Genomic DNA, 19,567 nt, shown 5'->3' with positions numbered 1-19,567 from the left:
TTTTCAAAGGGGATATCCCCTTTGAAATTCTATATTAATATGTGTTCAAAAAAGGATGGCGAAAACATTTTGTTAGTTAGTTTAACAGTTGTTATTCACTAGCTTTTTGAGCATCTAGGTATAATTGAGTTTGGGTGTAAAGGGAAAACCTGAGACTAAAAGGGAGGTAGGCCCCTTGATAGACGTAAATAACTTTGAATATATGAAAATTGGACTCGCTTCACCAGATAAGATTCGCTCTTGGTCATTCGGTGAAGTGAAAAAACCTGAAACGATAAACTATCGTACTCTTAAACCAGAGAAGGACGGTTTATTTTGTGAACGCATATTTGGTCCTACAAAAGATTGGGAATGTCATTGTGGAAAATATAAACGTGTTCGTTATAAAGGTGTAGTTTGTGACCGATGTGGAGTAGAAGTCACGCGTGCTAAAGTTCGTCGTGAACGCATGGGACATATTGAACTCGCTGCACCGGTAACGCACATTTGGTATTTTAAGGGTATTCCAAGTCGCATGGGACTTGTATTAGATATGTCTCCTCGTGCACTAGAAGAGGTAATATATTTTGCGTCTTACGTAGTAACTGAATCAGGTGATACGCCGTTAGACAAGAAACAGTTGCTCTCTGAAAAAGAATTTCGTGTGTATCGAGAAAAATATGGGCAAACATTCCAGGCTTCGATGGGAGCAGAAGCGATTAAAAAGCTTCTTCAGGATATTAATTTAGAAAAAGAAGTAGAAAGTCTAAAAGAGGAATTAAAAACAGCACAAGGCCAGCGTCGTACTCGTGCGATTAAACGACTTGAAGTGCTTGAGGCATTTCGAAACTCTGGCAATCATCCGTCGTGGATGATCTTGGATGTTTTACCTGTTATTCCACCTGAACTTCGTCCTATGGTACAGCTTGATGGTGGAAGGTTTGCTACATCAGATTTAAACGATTTATATCGTCGTGTCATTAACAGAAATAATCGCTTGAAGCGATTGTTAGATCTTGGTGCACCTAGCATTATTGTACAAAATGAGAAACGAATGCTGCAAGAAGCTGTTGATGCACTTATAGATAATGGAAGACGTGGAAGACCGGTAACAGGTCCAGGAAATAGACCTCTGAAATCATTATCACATATGTTGAAGGGGAAACAAGGACGTTTCCGTCAAAACCTACTTGGAAAACGTGTTGATTATTCAGGTCGTTCCGTAATTGTCGTTGGACCAAATTTAAAAATGTATCAATGTGGTCTGCCTAAAGAAATGGCAATAGAGCTTTTTAAACCATTTGTTATGAAAGAGCTAGTGGAAAAAGGTCTTGCTCATAATATTAAAAGTGCCAAACGTAAAATTGAGCGTTTACAGCCAGAAATTTGGGATGTATTAGAATCAGTTATTAAAGAGCATCCAGTATTGTTAAATCGTGCACCAACATTGCATAGATTAGGTATTCAAGCATTTGAACCTACTTTGGTAGAAGGTCGAGCAATTCGCCTCCATCCGTTAGTTTGTACAGCATATAATGCTGACTTTGACGGTGACCAAATGGCAGTTCACGTACCTTTATCATCAGAAGCACAAGCTGAGGCACGTCTTCTTATGCTAGCAGCTCAAAATATCTTAAATCCTAAGGACGGAAAACCAGTTGTTACACCATCACAGGATATGGTTTTAGGTAATTATTATTTAACGATGGAACGCGAAGGAGCCGTTGGAGAAGGAATGATATTTAATGATACTGATGAAGCACTTCTAGCGTATCAAAATGGCTATGTCCATCTTCATACGAGAGTAGCTGTAAATGCAGGAACGTTAAATAATCCAAACTTCACGGAAGAACAAAATAATCAATTACTTATAACAACAGTAGGTAAGTTAGTCTTCAATGAAATTTTACCTAAGTCGTTTCCGTACATTAATGAGCCAACCAAGTCTAACTTAGAAGAAAAAACACCAGAGAAGTATTTTATTGAGAAGACGGTTGATGTTAAGGAAGAGATTAAAAAACGTCCAATCATTGATCCGTTCAAGAAGAAAATTCTTGGTAATGTCATTGCTGAAGTGTTTAAACGATTCAAGATCACCGAAACATCCAAAATGCTTGACCGCATGAAAGATTTAGGCTTTAAGTATTCTACAAAGGCTGGTATTACAGTAGGAGTATCAGACATTGTCGTGTTACCTGAAAAACAAGAAATATTAAATCAAGCTCAGAACAAAGTAGATACTGTCATAAAGCAATTCAGGCGCGGACTTATTACAGATGATGAGCGTTTTGATCGAGTGATATCTATTTGGAGCTCAGCTAAGGATGTTATTCAAGGGAAATTAATGGCGTCATTAAATAAGCGTAACCCAATCTTTATGATGAGTGATTCAGGTGCTCGTGGTAACGCATCTAACTTTACTCAGCTTGCAGGGATGCGCGGACTCATGGCCAACCCAGCTGGTAGAATTATTGAATTACCGATTAAATCAAGTTTCCGTGAAGGGCTGAACGTACAAGAGTACTTTATTTCTACACACGGTGCTCGTAAAGGTTTAGCAGATACAGCGTTAAAAACAGCTGACTCTGGTTACTTAACTCGTCGTCTAGTTGATGTTGCCCAGGATGTTATTGTACGTGAAGACGACTGCGGCACGGACAGAGGATTGTTTATTCGTTCATTAATGGAAGGTACGGAAGTAATTGAGAAGCTTGAAGAGCGTTTGATTGGTAGATATGCTCGTAAAGCAATTAAACACCCAGAAACTGGGGAAGTGTTTGTTGCAGAAAATGAACAAATTGATGAAGATCTTTCGCGTGTAATAGTTGAGGCGGGTGTAGAAGAAGTTTGGATCCGTTCAGCATTCACATGTAATACTCGTCATGGTGTATGTAAGAAGTGTTATGGACGCAATTTAGCTACTGGCTCGGAAGTTGAAGTTGGGGAAGCTGTTGGTATTATTGCTGCTCAATCAATTGGAGAACCAGGAACACAGTTAACAATGCGTACATTCCATACAGGTGGGGTTGCAGGAGACGATATTACTCAAGGTCTCCCTCGTGTTCAAGAATTATTTGAAGCACGAAATCCAAAAGGTCAAGCGATTATTTCTGAAATCGATGGAACTGTCGTCGAAATCAAAGAAGCGCGTGATAGACAGCATGAAATTGTTATACGAAATGATGTAGAAACAAGAAATTATCTTGCACCATATAACGCAAGATTGAAAGTAGCGGAAGGTTCGGTCATAGAGCGTGGCCAAGAGCTAACTGAAGGTTCAATCGATCCTAAAGAGTTGTTGAAAGTAAAAGATATGACTGCTGTTCAGGAGTACTTACTCAAAGAAGTTCAACGCGTATACCGTATGCAAGGTGTTGAGATTGGTGATAAACATATCGAAGTAATGGTAAGACAAATGCTTCGTAAAGTACGTGTCCATAATGCTGGTGATACAAATGTGTTACCTGGATCGTTACTAGATATTCACCAATTTACAGATGCAAATGAAAAAGTGCTATTAGAAGGTAAAACACCTGCAACTGGTCGTCCAGTACTATTAGGTATTACGAAAGCGTCATTAGAGACAGATTCTTTCTTATCAGCCGCTTCATTCCAAGAAACAACGCGTGTGTTAACGGATGCAGCTATTAAAGGTAAACGTGATGATTTACTTGGGTTGAAAGAAAATGTAATTATTGGTAAATTGGTTCCTGCTGGTACTGGAATGACACAGTATCGCAAAGCCACACCAGAATTACCATCGATTATTGAAGAAGAAGCTGCAGTAATTGTTGACTGAAGTTTATAGAGGAGTGTTTGTAACCTCCTCTATAAGCAACTTTTTTTCTTGTTGACATTTGTTGAACAGAATGTTATTATTGCAAAGGTGTTTCAAATAACCTGTTACTTTGGAGGATATTAAAGTTGTCTTATGAAAAAGTATCACAGGCAACAAAGATTATTATAGGTACAAAGCAGACGGTTAAAGCTCTCAAATCGGAAGCTGTGAAAGAAGTGATCGTTGCTGCTGATGCTGATGAACGCATAATTAGTAAAATTATGAATGTAGCTAAAGCGAACGATGTGCCTATTAATAAAGTAGATTCAATGAAGCAGCTAGGTAGAGCTTGTGGAATTGAAGTGGGAGCAGCAACAGTTGCAATTATTTATTAAAACTGTTTTTGTGGAAATATCATTTTCTACAAAAACTTTGTTTTTGTAAAAAAATGAACCACCTGGATGTGTGGTCTTAGCAACATACGGAAGGAGGAAACAAGATGCCTACTATTAATCAATTAGTACGCAAAGGTCGCGAGACGAAAGTTAAAAAATCAATGTCCCCTGCTTTGAATAAAGGGTACAATAGCTTCAAAAAGTCACAAACTAACGTTTCATCTCCACAAAAACGTGGTGTATGTACACGTGTAGGTACAATGACACCTAAGAAGCCGAACTCAGCACTTCGTAAATATGCTCGTGTTCGTTTAACGAACGGAATTGAAGTTACAGCATATATTCCTGGGATTGGACACAATCTACAAGAACATAGTGTTGTATTAATCCGTGGCGGACGTGTAAAAGACTTACCAGGGGTACGTTATCACATCGTTCGTGGTGCGTTAGATACTGCTGGTGTTGATAACCGCATGCAAAGTCGTTCTAAATATGGAACGAAAAGACCTAAAGCAGCAAAAAAATAACAACATAGTAAGAACAATGACTGAAAGGAGGAATATCAATGCCTCGTAAAGGACCCGTTGCAAAAAGAGACGTGTTACCAGATCCGATTTACAATTCAAAGCTAGTAACACGCTTAATTAATAAAATGATGGTTGATGGAAAAAGAGGAAAGTCTCAAGATATTCTTTACAAATCGTTTGAATTAGTAAAAGAACGTTCTGGTAAAGAAGCTATGGAAGTTTTTGAGCAAGCTCTTAAAAACATCATGCCAGTATTGGAAGTTAAAGCTCGCCGTGTTGGTGGATCTAACTATCAAGTACCAGTTGAGGTGCGCCCTGATCGTCGTACTACATTAGGACTTCGTTGGTTAGTAAACTATGCACGTCTTCGTGGAGAAAGAACGATGGAAGAGCGTTTAGCTAACGAAATTTTAGATGCAGCTAACAATACAGGTGCTGCAGTTAAAAAGCGTGAAGATACGCATAAAATGGCTGAAGCGAATAAAGCATTTGCTCATTATCGTTGGTAATCCAATAAACTTGATCGACCTAATAAAGAGCAATGTGAATCATTATAAGATCTCCATTGACTCTTTGATGGTCAACTAATAATTATAATACGATACTTTATAATGGAAGGAGAAAGACCCAATGGCAAGAGAGTTCTCCTTAGAAAAGACTCGAAATATCGGTATCATGGCACATATTGATGCTGGTAAAACAACAACAACTGAGCGTGTACTTTATTACACTGGTCGTATTCATAAAATCGGTGAAACTCATGAAGGTGCATCTCAAATGGACTGGATGGAGCAAGAACAAGAACGTGGTATTACTATTACTTCTGCTGCGACAACTGCACAGTGGGAAGGTCACCGCGTTAATATCATCGATACACCAGGACACGTAGACTTCACTGTTGAAGTTGAGCGTTCACTTCGTGTGCTTGACGGAGCAGTAGCAGTTCTTGATGCTCAATCAGGCGTTGAGCCTCAAACTGAAACAGTTTGGCGTCAGGCGACTACTTACGGAGTTCCCCGAGTGGTGTTCGTTAATAAAATGGACAAAATCGGTGCAGACTTCTTATATTCTCTAAGCACTATTCACGATCGTTTACAAGCGAATGCAGCTGCAATCCAACTACCAATTGGAGCGGAAGATGAATTCCACGGTATTATTGATCTAGTTGAAATGAACGCTGTATTTTACGGGAATGATTTAGGAACTGATATAGAAGTTCGTGAGATTCCTGAAGAGTATAAGGATCAAGCAGAAGAATACCGTGAAAAGTTAGTTGAAGCGGTTGCTGAGCTTGATGAAGAGTTAATGGAAAAATACTTAGGCGGCGAAGAAATTACTAAGGAAGAGCTTAAAGCTGCAATCCGTCAAGGAACAGTTAATGTTGAGTTCTATCCAGTAATTTGTGGATCAGCTTTCAAAAACAAAGGTGTTCAATTAATGCTTGATGCAGTTGTTGACTATCTTCCATCACCATTAGATGTTCCGGCTATCAAAGGTACTCTTCCTGATACTAACGAAGAAGTTACTCGTCCTTCTAGTGACGATGAGCCGTTCTCAGCACTTGCATTCAAAGTTATGACAGACCCATTTGTTGGTAAATTAACATTCTTCCGTGTATACTCAGGAACATTAGACGCGGGTTCTTATGTACAAAACTCAACAAAAGGTAAACGTGAACGTGTTGGTCGTATTTTACAAATGCACGCAAACTCACGTGAAGAGATATCAAAAGTTTACGCTGGTGATATCGCAGCTGCAGTTGGACTAAAAGTTACAACTACAGGTGATACGTTGAGCGAAGAGAAAAATCAAGTTATTCTTGAGTCTATGGAATTCCCAGAGCCGGTAATTTCACTTTCGATCGAACCAAAATCAAAAGCTGACCAAGATAAAATGACAACAGCTCTTCAAAAACTTCAAGAAGAAGATCCAACGTTTAGAGCGCATACTGACCAAGAAACAGGCCAAGTAATTATCGAAGGTATGGGTGAATTACACCTAGACATTCTCGTTGATCGCATGCGTCGTGAGTTCAAGGTAGAAGCAAATGTAGGTGCTCCACAGGTTGCATATCGTGAAACTTTCCGTGCTGCTGCTAAAGTTGAAGGGAAATTCGCGCGTCAATCAGGTGGACGTGGACAATTCGGTCACGTTTGGATCGAATTCGAACCAAACGAAGAAGGTAAGGGTTTTGAGTTTGAAAATAAAATCGTCGGTGGTGTAGTTCCACGTGAGTACATTCCAGCCGTTGGAGCTGGATTAGAAGATGCAATGGGCAATGGTGTACTTGCTGGGTATCCACTAGTTGATGTGAAAGCTGCTCTTGTAGATGGTTCTTACCATGATGTTGACTCATCTGAGATGGCTTTTAAAATCGCAGCATCTATGGCATTGAAAAATGCGATCTCTAAATGTAACCCAGTCATCCTTGAACCTATTATGAAGGTTGAAGTTGTAATGCCTGATGAGTACTTAGGAGACATCATGGGTGACGTTACATCACGTCGTGGTCGCGTTGAAGGTATGGAAGCTCGCGGTAACGCACAGGTCGTTCGTGCGATGGTTCCATTATCTGAAATGTTTGGATATGCTACTTCATTGCGTTCTAATACGCAAGGACGTGGTACATTCTCAATGCACTTTGATCACTACGAAGAAGTACCAAAAGCAATTTCAGAAGAAATTATTAAGAAAAATAAAGGTGAATAATTGATTTATTCCATTTATTAAAGTATAACTACTTATGTAAGAAAGAAAGTAGTTCAAGATAGCAACTACTATCTTATATAAATTATGATATGTATATTAAGGAGGATAAATTATAATGGGTAAAGAAAAATTCGATCGTTCCAAAACACATGCGAATATCGGTACAATTGGTCACGTTGACCACGGTAAAACAACTTTAACTGCTGCAATAACAACTGTTCTTGCTAAAAAAGGTGGAGCAGAGGCACAAGCATATGATCAAATTGATGCAGCGCCAGAAGAGCGTGAGCGTGGAATTACAATTTCTACTGCACACGTTGAGTACGAAACTGACACTCGTCACTATGCACACGTAGACTGCCCTGGACATGCTGACTATGTTAAAAATATGATTACTGGTGCGGCGCAAATGGATGGAGCTATCCTAGTTGTTTCAGCTTCTGATGGTCCAATGCCACAAACTCGTGAGCACATCCTTCTTTCTCGTCAGGTTGGTGTACCTTACATCGTTGTTTTCTTAAACAAATGTGATATGGTAGATGACGAAGAGTTACTAGAATTAGTAGAAATGGAAGTGCGTGACTTATTATCTGAGTATGACTTCCCTGGTGATGACATTCCTGTTATCCAAGGTTCAGCTCTTAAAGCTCTTGAAGGAGACGCTGCATACGAAGAAAAAATTATTGAGTTAATGGCTGCAGTTGATGACTACATCCCAACTCCAGAGCGTGACACAGAAAAAGATTTCATGATGCCAGTTGAGGATGTATTCTCGATCACTGGTCGTGGTACAGTTGCTACTGGTCGTGTTGACCGCGGTAAATTAAATGTTGGAGATGAAATCGAAATCATCGGTTTAGCTGAAGAGTCAAGCAAAACTACAGTTACTGGTGTAGAAATGTTCCGTAAGCTTCTTGATTATGCTGAAGCTGGAGACAACATTGGTGCATTACTTCGTGGTGTATCACGTGAAGACATTGAGCGTGGGCAAGTTTTAGCTAAGCCTGGTTCAATTACTCCACACCAAAAATTTAAAGCTGAAGTTTACGTATTATCAAAAGAAGAAGGTGGACGTCATACTCCATTCTTCACAAACTACCGTCCTCAGTTCTACTTCCGTACAACTGATGTAACTGGTATCGTTAATCTTCCAGAAGGCGTAGAAATGGTTATGCCTGGGGATAACATTGAAATGACAGTTGAGCTTATCGCTCCTATCGCACTTGAAGAAGGTACTAAATTCTCTATTCGTGAGGGTGGACGTACTGTAGGTGCTGGAGTAGTAGCTACTATCACTGAGTAATAATAGAAAAGAAACAGGTTTGCGTTTATACGTAGACCTGTTTTTTTTATGGAATGGCTTTTTGTCAAGGAACCTGAAGAACAAAAGGCCCCTAAAAGAGCATTAACAAAAACTGCTAATAGTATGTTGTGCTAGAGTAATTGAAAAGAGACTGTAAGGCGTGTATACTAAGTCGTGGGTTAAAAAAGTTGATAGATTAAAATTTGCTATTGCATTAGGTGTGATTTTTTTATATAATAGTGAATGTTGGTCTTTGACTGCGATGATGTGGAAGGTTGCTGACACACCCGGCCGCTTTGCCATGGCGAGTGTGGGGAAATTTCCACGGAGAATGTCTATTAAATAAAATAGGCGAAAAAGGAGGGAAAATAATGGCAAAAGAAAAAATTCGTATTCGTTTAAAAGCTTACGATCACCGAATTCTTGATCAATCTGCAGAAAAAATCGTAGCAACAGCTAAGCGATCAGGTGCAAATGTCTCTGGTCCGATTCCGTTACCAACTGAAAAGTCTGTTTATACGATTCTTCGTGCTGTTCATAAGTATAAAGATTCTCGTGAGCAATTTGAAATGCGTACACATAAACGCTTAATTGATATCGTAAATCCTACTCCAAAAACAGTAGATTCACTAATGCGTTTAGACTTGCCGTCAGGTGTAGATATTGAAATTAAACTATAATAAATAATAAGTTAGATAACAGGAGGTGTGACGAATGACCAAAGGAATCTTAGGTAGAAAGATTGGTATGACACAAGTGTTCGTTGGAGATGTACTTGTACCAGTTACTGTAGTTGAGGCTTCACCTAACGTAGTTCTTCAGAAGAAAACTGAAGCAACAGATGGTTATGAAGCTATACAACTTGGTTTTGATAACAAGCGTGAAAAGCTTGCTAACAAACCAGCTAAAGGACATGTTGCAAAAGCGGATACTACGCCTAAGCGCTTCATCCGTGAATTCCGCGGGCTGAACGTTGAGGAATATGAAGTTGGTCAGGAAGTCAAAGTTGACGTCTTCTCTGAAGGCGATGTAGTAGATGTTACAGGTATTTCAAAGGGTAAAGGATTCCAAGGTGCAATTAAGCGCCACGGACAATCACGCGGCCCTATGTCACACGGTTCGCGCTATCACCGTCGTCCTGGTTCAATGGGACCTGTTGATCCAAACCGTGTATTCAAAGGAAAGCTTTTACCTGGACGTATGGGTGGAGAACGTATAACTGTTCAAAACTTAGAAGTTGTAAAAATCGATGCTGAACGTAACATTTTACTTATTAAAGGTAATGTCCCAGGACCAAAAAAAGGTCTTGTAACTATTAATAGTGCGGTTAAGGCACAGTAATTTTTGTAAGAAAGGAGGAATATACCAATGCCTAAAGTAACATTATATAGTCAAAATGGTTCTACAGTAGGTGAAGTAGAGCTTAAAGAATCTGTATTTGGTATTGAGCCTAACAAGAGTGTATTATTCGATGCAGTTATTATGCAAAGAGCTTCCTTAAGACAAGGAACTCACAAAGTAAAAGGTCGTTCTGAAGTACGTGGCGGTGGACGTAAACCTTGGCGTCAAAAAGGTACTGGACGTGCTCGTCAAGGATCAATTCGTTCTCCACAATGGCGTGGTGGTGGAATAGTATTCGGACCTACACCTAGAAGCTACAGCTATAAGCTACCTAAGAAGGTACGTCGCTTAGCACTTAAATCAGCACTATCAACAAAAGTGCTTGAAAATGATATCGTTGTATTAGAGAGCCTAGCATTTGATGCTCCTAAAACAAAAGAAATGGTAAACATTTTAAACAGTCTTTCTGCAGATCGCAAAGCGTTAATCGTAACTGCTGATCAAAATGAATTCGTGACTCTTTCAGCGCGTAATATTCCTGGAGTAACAGTTGTATCTGCTACAGGTGTGAACGTACTGGACTTATTAAACCACGATAAACTTGTGATCACTAAAGATGCGGTGGAAAAAGTAGAGGAGGTGCTTGCGTAATGAAAGAACCTCGTGATATTATTAAGCGCCCCGTTATTACAGAACGTTCTACAGATTTAATGGAAGAGAAAAAATATACGTTTGACGTTGATGTGAAAGCTAATAAAACTGAAGTCAAGGATGCTGTTGAGGCAATTTTTGATGTGAAAGTAGAAAAAGTAAACATCATGAACTACAAAGGTAAGTTCAAGCGTATGGGTCGTCATAGTGGTTATACTAATCGTCGCAGAAAAGCAATCGTGAAGTTAACTGCTGATAGCAAAGAAATCGAACTTTTTGAAGTATAAGTTTACTAGTGAAGGAGGGAAATAGAGATGGCGATTAAAAAGTATAAACCTACCTCAAATGGTCGTCGTGGTATGTCGGTATCTGATTTTGCAGAAATCACTACTGATACTCCCGAGAAGTCGTTATTGGCTCCTTTGAATAAAAAGGGTGGACGTAACAACCAAGGTAGATTAACAGTACGTCATCAAGGTGGCGGTCATAAGCGTCAATACCGCATCATTGATTTTAAACGCGACAAAGATGGTATACCAGGACGCGTTGCTACAATCGAATATGATCCAAATAGATCAGCTAATATTGCGTTAATAAACTATGTTGATGGTGAAAAGCGTTATATTCTAGCTCCGAAAAATTTAGAAGTGGGCATGGAAATCATGTCTGGTCCAGAAGCGGATATTAAAGTGGGTAATGCATTACCGTTAGTTAATATTCCTGTTGGTACAGTTATTCATAACATTGAACTTAAACCAGGTAGAGGTGGACAATTAGTACGTTCAGCTGGAACATCTGCTCAAGTTCTTGGTAAAGAAGGAAAATACGTTTTAGTACGTTTAACTTCAGGTGAAGTTCGTATGGTATTAGCTGCTTGCCGTGCTTCTATTGGTCAAGTTGGTAATGAACAACACGAACTTATTAATATCGGTAAAGCAGGTCGTTCTCGTTGGTTAGGTAAACGCCCAACTGTACGTGGATCTGTAATGAACCCGGTTGATCACCCACATGGTGGTGGTGAAGGTAGAGCTCCTATCGGACGTAAGTCACCAATGACACCTTGGGGTAAACCAACACTCGGTTATAAAACGCGCAAGAAAAATAAGAAGTCAGATAAATTCATCGTGCGTCGTCGTAAAAAATAACGGGGTTGTGCTACGGTTCACAGGAACCGTATGCCAATCGCGAAGGGAGGTTCACATATGGGACGCAGCTTAAAAAAAGGACCTTTTGTAGATGATCATTTAATGAAAAAAATTGAGGGCTTAAATGAAACCGATGGTAAGCGTGTGGTTAAAACATGGTCTCGTCGTTCAACGATTTTCCCTCAATTCATTGGTCATACAATTGCAGTTTATGATGGTCGAAAACATGTGCCTGTATATATAAGTGAAGACATGGTTGGTCACAAGCTTGGAGAGTTTGCACCAACTCGTACGTATAAAGGTCACGCTAGTGATGACAAGAAAACAAGACGTTAAGAGAGGAGGCATCCTAAATGCAAGCAAAAGCTGTTGCAAGAACAGTTCGAATTGCGCCTCGTAAAGCTCGCTTAGTAGCGGACTTAATTCGAGGAAAGCAAATTGGTGAAGCATTAGCAGTTTTACGCTTAACAAACAAAGCGGCTTCCCCAATAGTAGAAAAAGTATTAAAATCAGCTGTTGCAAACGCAGAACACAACTATGAGATGGATGTTAATAATTTAGTTGTTGAAGAAGCGTATGTTAACGAAGGCCCGACTATGAAACGTTTTCGCCCTCGTGCAATGGGACGTGCTAGTCAAATTAATAAACGTACGAGCCACATTACTGTAGTGGTATCAGAAAAGAAGGAGGGATAATCAGTGGGACAAAAAGTAAATCCAGTCGGTTTGCGTATAGGAGTCATCCGTGATTGGGAATCAAAGTGGTATGCTGATAAGGACTATGCAGACTTGTTGCATGAAGACCTTAAGGTTCGTGAATACATTACTAAAAGATTAAGTGACTCTGCTGTATCAAAAGTGGAAATTGAACGCGCGGCTAACCGTGTAAATATTTCAGTTCACACTGCAAAACCAGGAATGGTTATTGGTAAAGGTGGATCAGAAGTAGAAGCACTTCGTAAAGCGTTAAATGCGTTAACAGGTAAACGTGTCCACCTTAATATCGTAGAAATCAAGAGAGCTGATTTAGACGCTAAATTAGTAGCAGACAATATTGCTCGTCAATTAGAAAACCGTGTATCTTTCCGTCGTGTGCAAAAGCAAGCAATTCAACGTGCTTTACGCGCTGGAGCAAAAGGGATCAAAACAATGGTATCTGGGCGTTTAGGTGGTGCAGATATCGCTCGTGCAGAATATTACAGTGAGGGAACAGTTCCACTTCATACGCTCCGTGCTGACATAGACTACGGTACAGCTGAAGCTGATACTACTTATGGTAAATTAGGTGTAAAAGTATGGATTTATCGTGGAGAAGTCCTTCCTACAAAGAAGAATAAAGAGGAAGGAGGAAAATAATCATGTTAATGCCAAAACGCGTTAAGTATCGTCGCGAACACCGCGGTAAAATGCGCGGTCGTGCAAAAGGCGGCACTGAAGTTAATTTCGGTGAGTTCGGCTTACAAGCGCTAGAAGCGTCTTGGATTACTAACCGCCAAATCGAGGCTGCTCGTATTGCGATGACACGTTATATGAAACGTGGCGGTAAAGTATGGATTAAAATATTCCCATCCAAGCCATATACAGCTAAACCTCTAGAAGTTCGAATGGGTTCCGGTAAGGGTGCTCCAGAGGGCTGGGTTGCTGTTGTAAAACCAGGTAAGATTATGTTTGAAATCTCAGGTGTACCTGAAGAGGTGGCACGTGAAGCACTTCGCCTTGCATCACATAAACTTCCAGTAAAATGTAAGTTTGTAAAACGAGAAGAAATTGGTGGTGAATCTAATGAAAGCTAATGAAATTCGTGACCTTACCACTGCCGAAATTGAACAAAAAGTTAAGTCTTTAAAAGAAGAGTTATTCAATTTACGTTTCCAGCTAGCGACTGGACAACTTGAAAATACAGCTCGTATTCGCGAAGTACGTAAATCGATCGCTCGTATGAAAACTGTGATACGTGAAAGAGAGATCGGTGTGAATAATCGATAAATGAGGGGAGGTTTGCTTAAATGAGTGAACGCAACCAACGTAAAGTGTATACAGGTCGTGTTGTATCTGACAAAATGGACAAAACGATTACTGTATTAGTTGAAACATACAAAACTCATTCGCTTTATGGGAAACGTGTTAAGTATTCGAAGAAATTCAAAGCACATGATGAGCAAAATGTTGCAAAAGTTGGCGATGTAGTTAAAGTAATGGAAACACGTCCACTATCTGCAACAAAACGTTTCCGTTTAGTAGAAGTAGTTGAAAAAGCGGTAATTATATAATACAAGGTCGGATGAATTTTATATCCGAAGGGAGGTTTCGTGAATGATTCAACAAGAATCTCGGTTGAAAGTTGCTGATAATTCTGGAGCTCGTGAAGTGTTAACAATTAAAGTTCTAGGTGGCTCTGGACGTAAATATGCAAATATTGGTGATGTAATTGTTTGTACAGTGAAACAAGCAACACCAGGAGGCGTTGTCAAAAAAGGTGAAGTAGTTAGGGCTGTTGTTGTACGTTCGAAAAAAGGAGCACGACGCCCAGACGGTTCTTACATCCGTTTTGACGAAAATGCATGTGTGATTATCCGTGACGACAAGAGTCCACGTGGTACTCGTATTTTTGGCCCGGTAGCTCGTGAATTACGTGATAGCAACTTCATGAAAATTGTATCATTAGCTCCTGAAGTTCTTTAATTTGAAAATTGAAATGCCTTATCAAGGAGGTGCAGATAAGATGCATGTAAAAAAAGGTGATAAAGTACTTGTGATTTCAGGTAAGGATAAAGGTAAACAAGGAGTTATCCTTGCTGCATTCCCAAAGAAAAGTAGAGTTCTTGTGGAAGGTGTGAACATTGTGAAGAAGCATTCTAAACCTTCACAAGCAAATCCCCAAGGTGGGATTAACAGCCAAGAGGCACCTATCCATGTATCAAATGTTATGCCATTAGATCCAAAGTCGGGTGAACCTACGCGAGTTGGACATAAGCAAGTAGATGGCAAAAACGTACGCTATGCAAAAAAATCTGGTGAATTATTAGATAAATAACTAGTTGTAGAAAGGAGGTACTACTATGAACCGCCTAAAGGAAAAATATCAAAAAGAAATTACTCCTAGTGTTATGAGTAAATTTAGTTATAAATCAGTTATGCAAACACCTCAACTTGAAAAAATAGTTGTAAATATGGGTGTTGGAGATGCAGTTGCAAATTCAAAGGCATTAGATAATGCTGTTGAAGAATTAACAACAATAACTGGTCAAAAGCCTGTAGTTACAAAAGCAAAGAAATCTATCGCTGGTTTCCGTCTTCGTGAAGGAATGCCAATTGGTGCAAAAGTAACTTTACGCGGTGAGCGTATGTATGAATTTTTAGATAAACTAGTGTCTGTAGCACTTCCACGTGTACGTGACTTCCGTGGTGTATCTAAAAAATCATTCGATGGTCGTGGTAACTATACATTAGGGATTAAAGAACAATTGATTTTCCCTGAAATTGAATATGATAAAGTTTCGAAAGTTCGTGGTATGGATATCGTTATCGTAACCACTGCAAATACTGATGAAGAAGCTCGTGAATTATTAACTCAAATGGGTATGCCGTTCCAAAAGTAATCAGTGCCATCTAAATATAAGGAGGCGAAAATGTGGCTAAAAAATCAATGGTCGTAAAACAAAAACGTGATCAAAAGTTTAAAGTGCGTGAGTACACACGTTGTGAACGATGTGGACGTCCTCATTCAGTGCTAAGAAAATTTAAACTTTGCCGTATTTGTTTCCGTGAATTAGCATATAAGGGACATATCCCAGGTGTAAAAAAAGCAAGTTGGTAAAACCCAGATATGGGAAGGAGGTAAAAATATTATGGTGATGACAGATCCTATTGCAGATTTGCTTACTCGTATTCGCAATGCGAACATGGTACGTCACGACAAATTAGAGGTTCCTGCTTCAAACATGAAGAAAGATATCGCTGATATTTTAAAACGTGAAGGTTTCGTTCGTGATGTGGAATTTATTGAAGATAACAAACAAGGTATTCTCCGTATTTTCTTAAAGTATGGTGCAAATAATGAACGTGTAATTACTGGATTAAAACGTATTAGTAAACCTGGTTTACGAGTATACGCTAAAGCTGATGAGGTACCTCGTGTACTTAATGGCTTAGGAATTGCGATCGTTTCTACTTCTCAAGGCGTGTTAACTGACAAGGAAGCTCGTCAAAAGCAAACAGGCGGAGAAGTACTAGCTTACGTTTGGTAAAAAGTTTTTTTAGAATGGAGGTGTAATTTATGTCACGCGTTGGTAAAAAACCAATTGTTATCCCTGCAGGTGTAACGGTAACTGAGGAAAATAAAAACGTTATTGTTAAAGGACCGAAGGGTGAATTAACTCGTACAATCCATGCAGATATGGAATTAACAATAGAAGAGAGCGCTGTAACAGTTGTTCGACCATCTGATTCAAAAGAGCACCGCTCATTACATGGAACGACTCGTAGCGTACTTGCTAATATGGTTGAAGGTGTTTCTAAGGGGTATGAAAGAGGACTAGAATTGATCGGGGTAGGTTACCGTGCACAAAAGCAAGGTAAAAAGCTAATCCTAAATGTGGGTTACTCACATCCTGTTGAAATCGAACCTGAAGCAGGGATCGAAATAGATGTGCCTGCGAATACAAAAATTGTTATTAAAGGTACTGATAAAGAACGTGTTGGAGCTTTAGCTGCTAACATTCGTGATGTACGTCCACCAGAGCCTTATAAAGGTAAAGGAATTCGTTATGAAGGCGAATATGTACGTCGTAAGGAAGGTAAGACTGGTAAGTAATACCGCCTAGTGTATAAGAAAGGAGTGGCATAGTATGATTACAAAACCTGATAAGAATGCAGTTCGTAAAAAAAGACACGGACGTGTTCGTGCGAAAATTTCAGGAACAGCTGTACGCCCGCGTTTGAATGTGTTTCGTTCTAGCAAACACATATATGCGCAAGTAATCGATGATGTGAATGGTGTTACACTTGCAAGTGCATCTACTTTAGATAAAGAATTAAGCATAGAGTCAACAGGTAATGTTGACGCAGCGCAAAAAGTTGGCGAGTTAGTTGCTAAACGTGCGTCAGAAAAAGGTATTAAAGAAGTGGTTTTTGATCGTGGAGGATACCTATTCCATGGACGTATTAAAGCGTTAGCTGATTCAGCTCGTGAAAATGGCTTAGAATTTTAATTGTCAAAGGAGGGATACAGATGGTCCGTGTTGATCCAAGTAAACTAGAACTTGAAGAACGTGTTGTTACCGTAAACCGCGTAGCAAAGGTAGTGAAAGGTGGACGTCGTTTCCGTTTTGCTGCACTTGTTGTTGTTGGTGATAAAAACGGTCACGTTGGTTTTGGAACTGGTAAAGCTCAAGAGGTTCCAGAAGCTATTCGTAAAGCTATAGAAGATGCTAAGAAAAATCTTGTTACTGTACCTATGGTTGGTACAACAATTCCACATGAAGTTATCGGACGATTTGGCGCTGGAGAAATCTTGTTAAAGCCTGCTTCTGAAGGTACTGGAGTTATCGCAGGAGGTCCTGTACGTGCAGTATTAGAGTTAGCTGGTGTACATGACATCCTATCAAAATCTTTAGGTTCAAATACACCTATTAACATGATTCGTGCTACAATTAGTGGTATTCAGGATATGAAACGCGCTGAAGACGTTGCAAAGTTGCGTGGAAAATCAGTTGAAGAATTGTTAGGATAAGGGGGGAAATGAAATGTCAAAGAAATTAGCTATCACCCTCACAAGAAGTGTTATTGGCCGTTCTAAAGATCAAAAAGTTACTGTTCAAACTTTAGGTTTGAAAAAAATGCATCAAACGGTCGTACATGAAGATAATGCTGCAATTCGCGGCATGGTAAACAAAGTTGCACATTTAGTTACGGTAAAAGAACAATAATTTTAACATGAGTAAATAAGGAGGTGCCCTGATGAAACTTCATGAACTTAAACCAGCTGAAGGGTCTCGTAAAACTCGTAATCGTGTAGGACGTGGTATTGCTACTGGTAATGGTAAAACATCTGGTAGAGGCCAAAAAGGTCAAAAGTCTCGTTCTGGCGGTGGCGTACGTCCAGGATTCGAGGGTGGTCAAACACCTTTGTTTCAACGACTACCTAAACGTGGTTTTACGAACATTAACCGAAAAGAGTATGCGGTCGTTAATCTTGAAACATTAAACCGTTTTGAAGATGGTACGGAAGTAACACCTGAATTATTAATTGAAACAGGTGTAGTAAGTAAGCTTAAATCGGGTTTGAAAGTCCTTGCAAAAGGAAAAGTTGAGAAAAAGCTTACTGTTAAAGCTCACAAATTCTCTTCTGCTGCAAAAGAAGCAATTGAAGCTGCAGGCGGTAAAACTGAGGTGATTTAATGTTCCGAACAATCTCCAATTTTATGCGCGTTGGTGATATAAGAAAGAAAATAATATTCACCTTGTTAATGCTAGTTGTGTTTAGAATAGGGACGTTTATTCCTGTTCCGAACATCAATGCTGAAGTACTACAGGTTACAGGAGAAAACAATCTATTTGGAGTATTGAATACATTTGGTGGAGGAGCATTACAGAACTTTTCCATCTTTGCAATGGGAATTATGCCTTATATCACTGCTTCCATTATCATTCAATTACTTCAAATGGATGTTGTTCCAAAGTTTACTGAATGGTCAAAACAAGGTGAGGTTGGTCGTCGTAAATTAGCTCAGTTTACCCGCTACGGCACAATAGTTCTTGGATTTATTCAAGCTATTGGTATGTCCATTGGCTTTAACACTATGTCGAACGGGGCTTTAATTGAGAATCCTGGCATTCCAACTTATTTGTTAATAGCATTAGTATTGACGGCTGGAACTGCCTTTTTAATGTGGTTAGGTGAACAAATAACAGCTCACGGTGTTGGTAATGGAATTTCCATCCTCATCTTTGCTGGGATTGTGGCAGGCATTCCGAATATCGCTAACCAAGTGTATGCAACACAATTTGAAGGTGCTGGAGAACAGCTATTCTTACGTATCGTTACGGTAGTATTATTACTACTCGCGATCGTTGCAATCGTCGTTGGTGTTATTTTCATCCAACAAGCATTTCGAAAAATTCCAATTCAATATGCAAAACGCTTAGTGGGTCGTAGTCCAGTTGGAGGACAATCTACTCATTTACCTTTAAAAGTAAATGCTGCGGGTGTAATACCTGTTATCTTTGCAGTATCGTTTATTATTACACCACCAACAATTGCATCATTCTTTGGACAAAACGATGTTACTATGTGGATTGAAAATACATTCAGGTATACCGAACCTGTTGGTATGACAATATATGTTGCATTAATTATTGCATTTACCTATTTCTATACGTTTGTTCAAGTTAACCCTGAGCAAATGGCAGAAAACCTTAAAAAACAAGGTGGGTATATTCCTGGAATTCGTCCAGGGATAAATACGCAAGAATATGTAACTCGGATACTATATCGTCTTACATTTGTAGGTTCTATTTTCTTAGCTGCAATTTCTGTTCTTCCTATCATTTTTATTAAATTTACCAGCCTTCCGGAATCAGTACAAATTGGTGGAACAAGCTTGCTCATCGTTGTTGGTGTTGCACTTGAGACAATGAAACAGCTTGAAAGCCAACTTGTAAAACGTCATTACAAAGGATTTATTAAGTCATGAGGTTTTGGGGTTCTCCCATTTCCTCATTGTTAGATGAGGGTGAACA

Annotated in this window: 28 protein-coding genes; all 28 read left to right on the top strand. The window is 39.4% G+C overall.

What is annotated here, in order from left to right; genetic code table 11:
• Window positions 1-175: 175 nt before the first annotated feature.
• The 28 genes from rpoC to secY all read left to right on the top strand — a co-directional run bounded on the left by rpoC (window position 176) and on the right by secY (window position 19,521).
• Complete coding sequence (gene rpoC, locus SLH48_RS19975) at window positions 176-3,778, top strand: DNA-directed RNA polymerase subunit beta' (protein ID WP_320259561.1); 3,603 nt, start codon at window positions 176-178, stop codon at window positions 3,776-3,778.
• A gap of 125 nt (window positions 3,779-3,903) precedes the next feature.
• Entirely contained in the window at window positions 3,904-4,152 is a 249-nt protein-coding gene (locus tag SLH48_RS19970) for a 50S ribosomal protein L7ae-like protein (RefSeq protein WP_320259560.1), read from the top strand.
• A gap of 104 nt (window positions 4,153-4,256) precedes the next feature.
• Entirely contained in the window at window positions 4,257-4,679 is a 423-nt protein-coding gene (gene rpsL / locus SLH48_RS19965; protein WP_320211095.1) for a 30S ribosomal protein S12, read from the top strand.
• A 38-nt stretch (window positions 4,680-4,717) separates the two neighbouring features.
• Window positions 4,718-5,188: a 30S ribosomal protein S7 gene (gene rpsG, locus SLH48_RS19960; RefSeq protein WP_214483859.1), complete on the top strand. Its 471-nt coding sequence runs from the start codon at window positions 4,718-4,720 to the stop codon at window positions 5,186-5,188.
• Between the two features lie 121 nt (window positions 5,189-5,309).
• A complete protein-coding gene (gene fusA, locus SLH48_RS19955; protein WP_320259559.1) occupies window positions 5,310-7,388 on the top strand; it encodes an elongation factor G in 2,079 nt (692 codons plus the stop codon).
• Window positions 7,389-7,503: 115 nt separating this feature from the next.
• Entirely contained in the window at window positions 7,504-8,691 is a 1,188-nt protein-coding gene (tuf, locus tag SLH48_RS19950) for an elongation factor Tu (RefSeq protein ID WP_320211093.1), read from the top strand.
• A gap of 371 nt (window positions 8,692-9,062) precedes the next feature.
• The gene (rpsJ, locus tag SLH48_RS19945) at window positions 9,063-9,371 is read left to right on the top strand and encodes a 30S ribosomal protein S10 (RefSeq protein WP_214483856.1); all 309 of its coding nucleotides are present in this window, start codon (window positions 9,063-9,065) and stop codon (window positions 9,369-9,371) included.
• Window positions 9,372-9,405: 34 nt separating this feature from the next.
• On the top strand, window positions 9,406-10,032 hold the full coding sequence (gene rplC / locus SLH48_RS19940; protein WP_214483855.1) for a 50S ribosomal protein L3: 627 nt from the start codon (window positions 9,406-9,408) through the stop codon (window positions 10,030-10,032).
• 27 nt (window positions 10,033-10,059) lie between these two features.
• Window positions 10,060-10,683, top strand: a complete 624-nt coding sequence (rplD, locus tag SLH48_RS19935) for a 50S ribosomal protein L4 (protein ID WP_320259558.1) — start codon at window positions 10,060-10,062, stop codon at window positions 10,681-10,683.
• On the top strand, window positions 10,683-10,970 hold the full coding sequence (gene rplW / locus SLH48_RS19930; RefSeq protein WP_214483853.1) for a 50S ribosomal protein L23: 288 nt from the start codon (window positions 10,683-10,685) through the stop codon (window positions 10,968-10,970). Before rplD ends, rplW begins: the two co-directional genes overlap by 1 nt.
• Before the next feature lie 27 nt (window positions 10,971-10,997).
• Entirely contained in the window at window positions 10,998-11,828 is an 831-nt protein-coding gene (gene rplB, locus SLH48_RS19925) for a 50S ribosomal protein L2 (protein ID WP_214483852.1), read from the top strand.
• 57 nt (window positions 11,829-11,885) lie between these two features.
• A complete protein-coding gene (rpsS, locus tag SLH48_RS19920) occupies window positions 11,886-12,164 on the top strand; it encodes a 30S ribosomal protein S19 (RefSeq protein WP_214483851.1) in 279 nt (92 codons plus the stop codon).
• Window positions 12,165-12,181: 17 nt separating this feature from the next.
• The gene (rplV, locus tag SLH48_RS19915) at window positions 12,182-12,523 is read left to right on the top strand and encodes a 50S ribosomal protein L22 (protein ID WP_214483850.1); all 342 of its coding nucleotides are present in this window, start codon (window positions 12,182-12,184) and stop codon (window positions 12,521-12,523) included.
• Window positions 12,524-12,526: 3 nt separating this feature from the next.
• The gene (gene rpsC / locus SLH48_RS19910) at window positions 12,527-13,183 is read left to right on the top strand and encodes a 30S ribosomal protein S3 (protein WP_320259557.1); all 657 of its coding nucleotides are present in this window, start codon (window positions 12,527-12,529) and stop codon (window positions 13,181-13,183) included.
• A 2-nt stretch (window positions 13,184-13,185) separates the two neighbouring features.
• On the top strand, window positions 13,186-13,620 hold the full coding sequence (rplP, locus tag SLH48_RS19905; protein ID WP_214483848.1) for a 50S ribosomal protein L16: 435 nt from the start codon (window positions 13,186-13,188) through the stop codon (window positions 13,618-13,620).
• Window positions 13,610-13,813, top strand: a complete 204-nt coding sequence (rpmC, locus tag SLH48_RS19900) for a 50S ribosomal protein L29 (protein WP_214483847.1) — start codon at window positions 13,610-13,612, stop codon at window positions 13,811-13,813. Before rplP ends, rpmC begins: the two co-directional genes overlap by 11 nt.
• Before the next feature lie 20 nt (window positions 13,814-13,833).
• Window positions 13,834-14,097, top strand: coding sequence for a 30S ribosomal protein S17 (gene rpsQ, locus SLH48_RS19895; RefSeq protein ID WP_320259556.1), 264 nt, complete (start codon window positions 13,834-13,836; stop codon window positions 14,095-14,097).
• A 43-nt stretch (window positions 14,098-14,140) separates the two neighbouring features.
• The gene (gene rplN / locus SLH48_RS19890; RefSeq protein ID WP_214483845.1) at window positions 14,141-14,509 is read left to right on the top strand and encodes a 50S ribosomal protein L14; all 369 of its coding nucleotides are present in this window, start codon (window positions 14,141-14,143) and stop codon (window positions 14,507-14,509) included.
• Window positions 14,510-14,549: 40 nt separating this feature from the next.
• The gene (rplX, locus tag SLH48_RS19885) at window positions 14,550-14,861 is read left to right on the top strand and encodes a 50S ribosomal protein L24 (protein ID WP_214483844.1); all 312 of its coding nucleotides are present in this window, start codon (window positions 14,550-14,552) and stop codon (window positions 14,859-14,861) included.
• Window positions 14,862-14,886: 25 nt separating this feature from the next.
• A complete protein-coding gene (gene rplE, locus SLH48_RS19880) occupies window positions 14,887-15,426 on the top strand; it encodes a 50S ribosomal protein L5 (RefSeq protein WP_214483843.1) in 540 nt (179 codons plus the stop codon).
• 32 nt (window positions 15,427-15,458) lie between these two features.
• The gene (locus tag SLH48_RS19875) at window positions 15,459-15,644 is read left to right on the top strand and encodes a type Z 30S ribosomal protein S14 (protein WP_214483842.1); all 186 of its coding nucleotides are present in this window, start codon (window positions 15,459-15,461) and stop codon (window positions 15,642-15,644) included.
• A 31-nt stretch (window positions 15,645-15,675) separates the two neighbouring features.
• A complete protein-coding gene (gene rpsH / locus SLH48_RS19870; protein WP_320259555.1) occupies window positions 15,676-16,074 on the top strand; it encodes a 30S ribosomal protein S8 in 399 nt (132 codons plus the stop codon).
• A 29-nt stretch (window positions 16,075-16,103) separates the two neighbouring features.
• The gene (gene rplF / locus SLH48_RS19865; protein ID WP_320259554.1) at window positions 16,104-16,640 is read left to right on the top strand and encodes a 50S ribosomal protein L6; all 537 of its coding nucleotides are present in this window, start codon (window positions 16,104-16,106) and stop codon (window positions 16,638-16,640) included.
• 34 nt (window positions 16,641-16,674) lie between these two features.
• Window positions 16,675-17,037 (top strand): 50S ribosomal protein L18, encoded by a 363-nt coding sequence (gene rplR, locus SLH48_RS19860; RefSeq protein WP_214483839.1) that lies wholly within the window; start codon window positions 16,675-16,677, stop codon window positions 17,035-17,037.
• A gap of 20 nt (window positions 17,038-17,057) precedes the next feature.
• Window positions 17,058-17,558 carry a 30S ribosomal protein S5 gene (gene rpsE, locus SLH48_RS19855; RefSeq protein ID WP_214483838.1) on the top strand — a complete coding sequence of 167 codons (501 nt, stop codon included), beginning with the start codon at window positions 17,058-17,060 and terminating at the stop codon, window positions 17,556-17,558.
• 13 nt (window positions 17,559-17,571) lie between these two features.
• On the top strand, window positions 17,572-17,754 hold the full coding sequence (gene rpmD, locus SLH48_RS19850) for a 50S ribosomal protein L30 (protein ID WP_214483837.1): 183 nt from the start codon (window positions 17,572-17,574) through the stop codon (window positions 17,752-17,754).
• A gap of 31 nt (window positions 17,755-17,785) precedes the next feature.
• Window positions 17,786-18,226, top strand: a complete 441-nt coding sequence (gene rplO / locus SLH48_RS19845; protein ID WP_214483836.1) for a 50S ribosomal protein L15 — start codon at window positions 17,786-17,788, stop codon at window positions 18,224-18,226.
• Window positions 18,226-19,521 (top strand): preprotein translocase subunit SecY, encoded by a 1,296-nt coding sequence (gene secY, locus SLH48_RS19840; RefSeq protein WP_214483835.1) that lies wholly within the window; start codon window positions 18,226-18,228, stop codon window positions 19,519-19,521. Before rplO ends, secY begins: the two co-directional genes overlap by 1 nt.
• The last annotated feature ends 46 nt before the right edge of the window (window positions 19,522-19,567 follow it).

It is taken from the genome of Cytobacillus sp. IB215316 (assembly GCF_033963865.1).
Lineage (GTDB): Bacteria > Bacillota > Bacilli > Bacillales > SM2101 > Nanhaiella > Nanhaiella sioensis.
The sequence above is the reverse complement of the archived record's forward strand: the minus strand, read 5'-3'. Positions and strand labels throughout refer to the sequence as shown.

Bases quoted from the DNA above. Each gene is read 5' to 3' on its own strand.
- rplD (WP_320259558.1), top strand. From the start codon at position 10,060: ATGCCTAAAGTAACATTATATAGTCAAAATGGTTCTACAGTAGGTGAA.
- rplN (WP_214483845.1), top strand. From the start codon at position 14,141: ATGATTCAACAAGAATCTCGGTTGAAAGTTGCTGATAATTCTGGAGCT.
- rplR (WP_214483839.1), top strand. From the start codon at position 16,675: ATGATTACAAAACCTGATAAGAATGCAGTTCGTAAAAAAAGACACGGA.
- rpsG (WP_214483859.1), top strand. From the start codon at position 4,718: ATGCCTCGTAAAGGACCCGTTGCAAAAAGAGACGTGTTACCAGATCCG.
- fusA (WP_320259559.1), top strand. From the start codon at position 5,310: ATGGCAAGAGAGTTCTCCTTAGAAAAGACTCGAAATATCGGTATCATG.
- rpsE (WP_214483838.1), top strand. From the start codon at position 17,058: ATGGTCCGTGTTGATCCAAGTAAACTAGAACTTGAAGAACGTGTTGTT.
- rpmC (WP_214483847.1), top strand. From the start codon at position 13,610: ATGAAAGCTAATGAAATTCGTGACCTTACCACTGCCGAAATTGAACAA.
- rpsS (WP_214483851.1), top strand. From the start codon at position 11,886: ATGGGACGCAGCTTAAAAAAAGGACCTTTTGTAGATGATCATTTAATG.
- rpsJ (WP_214483856.1), top strand. From the start codon at position 9,063: ATGGCAAAAGAAAAAATTCGTATTCGTTTAAAAGCTTACGATCACCGA.
- rplX (WP_214483844.1), top strand. From the start codon at position 14,550: ATGCATGTAAAAAAAGGTGATAAAGTACTTGTGATTTCAGGTAAGGAT.
- rplE (WP_214483843.1), top strand. From the start codon at position 14,887: ATGAACCGCCTAAAGGAAAAATATCAAAAAGAAATTACTCCTAGTGTT.
- rplP (WP_214483848.1), top strand. From the start codon at position 13,186: ATGTTAATGCCAAAACGCGTTAAGTATCGTCGCGAACACCGCGGTAAA.
- rpsL (WP_320211095.1), top strand. From the start codon at position 4,257: ATGCCTACTATTAATCAATTAGTACGCAAAGGTCGCGAGACGAAAGTT.
- rplV (WP_214483850.1), top strand. From the start codon at position 12,182: ATGCAAGCAAAAGCTGTTGCAAGAACAGTTCGAATTGCGCCTCGTAAA.
- rpmD (WP_214483837.1), top strand. From the start codon at position 17,572: ATGTCAAAGAAATTAGCTATCACCCTCACAAGAAGTGTTATTGGCCGT.
- rplB (WP_214483852.1), top strand. From the start codon at position 10,998: ATGGCGATTAAAAAGTATAAACCTACCTCAAATGGTCGTCGTGGTATG.
- rpsH (WP_320259555.1), top strand. From the start codon at position 15,676: ATGGTGATGACAGATCCTATTGCAGATTTGCTTACTCGTATTCGCAAT.
- secY (WP_214483835.1), top strand. From the start codon at position 18,226: ATGTTCCGAACAATCTCCAATTTTATGCGCGTTGGTGATATAAGAAAG.
- tuf (WP_320211093.1), top strand. From the start codon at position 7,504: ATGGGTAAAGAAAAATTCGATCGTTCCAAAACACATGCGAATATCGGT.
- rplF (WP_320259554.1), top strand. From the start codon at position 16,104: ATGTCACGCGTTGGTAAAAAACCAATTGTTATCCCTGCAGGTGTAACG.
- rplO (WP_214483836.1), top strand. From the start codon at position 17,786: ATGAAACTTCATGAACTTAAACCAGCTGAAGGGTCTCGTAAAACTCGT.
- rplC (WP_214483855.1), top strand. From the start codon at position 9,406: ATGACCAAAGGAATCTTAGGTAGAAAGATTGGTATGACACAAGTGTTC.
- rpsQ (WP_320259556.1), top strand. From the start codon at position 13,834: ATGAGTGAACGCAACCAACGTAAAGTGTATACAGGTCGTGTTGTATCT.
- rplW (WP_214483853.1), top strand. From the start codon at position 10,683: ATGAAAGAACCTCGTGATATTATTAAGCGCCCCGTTATTACAGAACGT.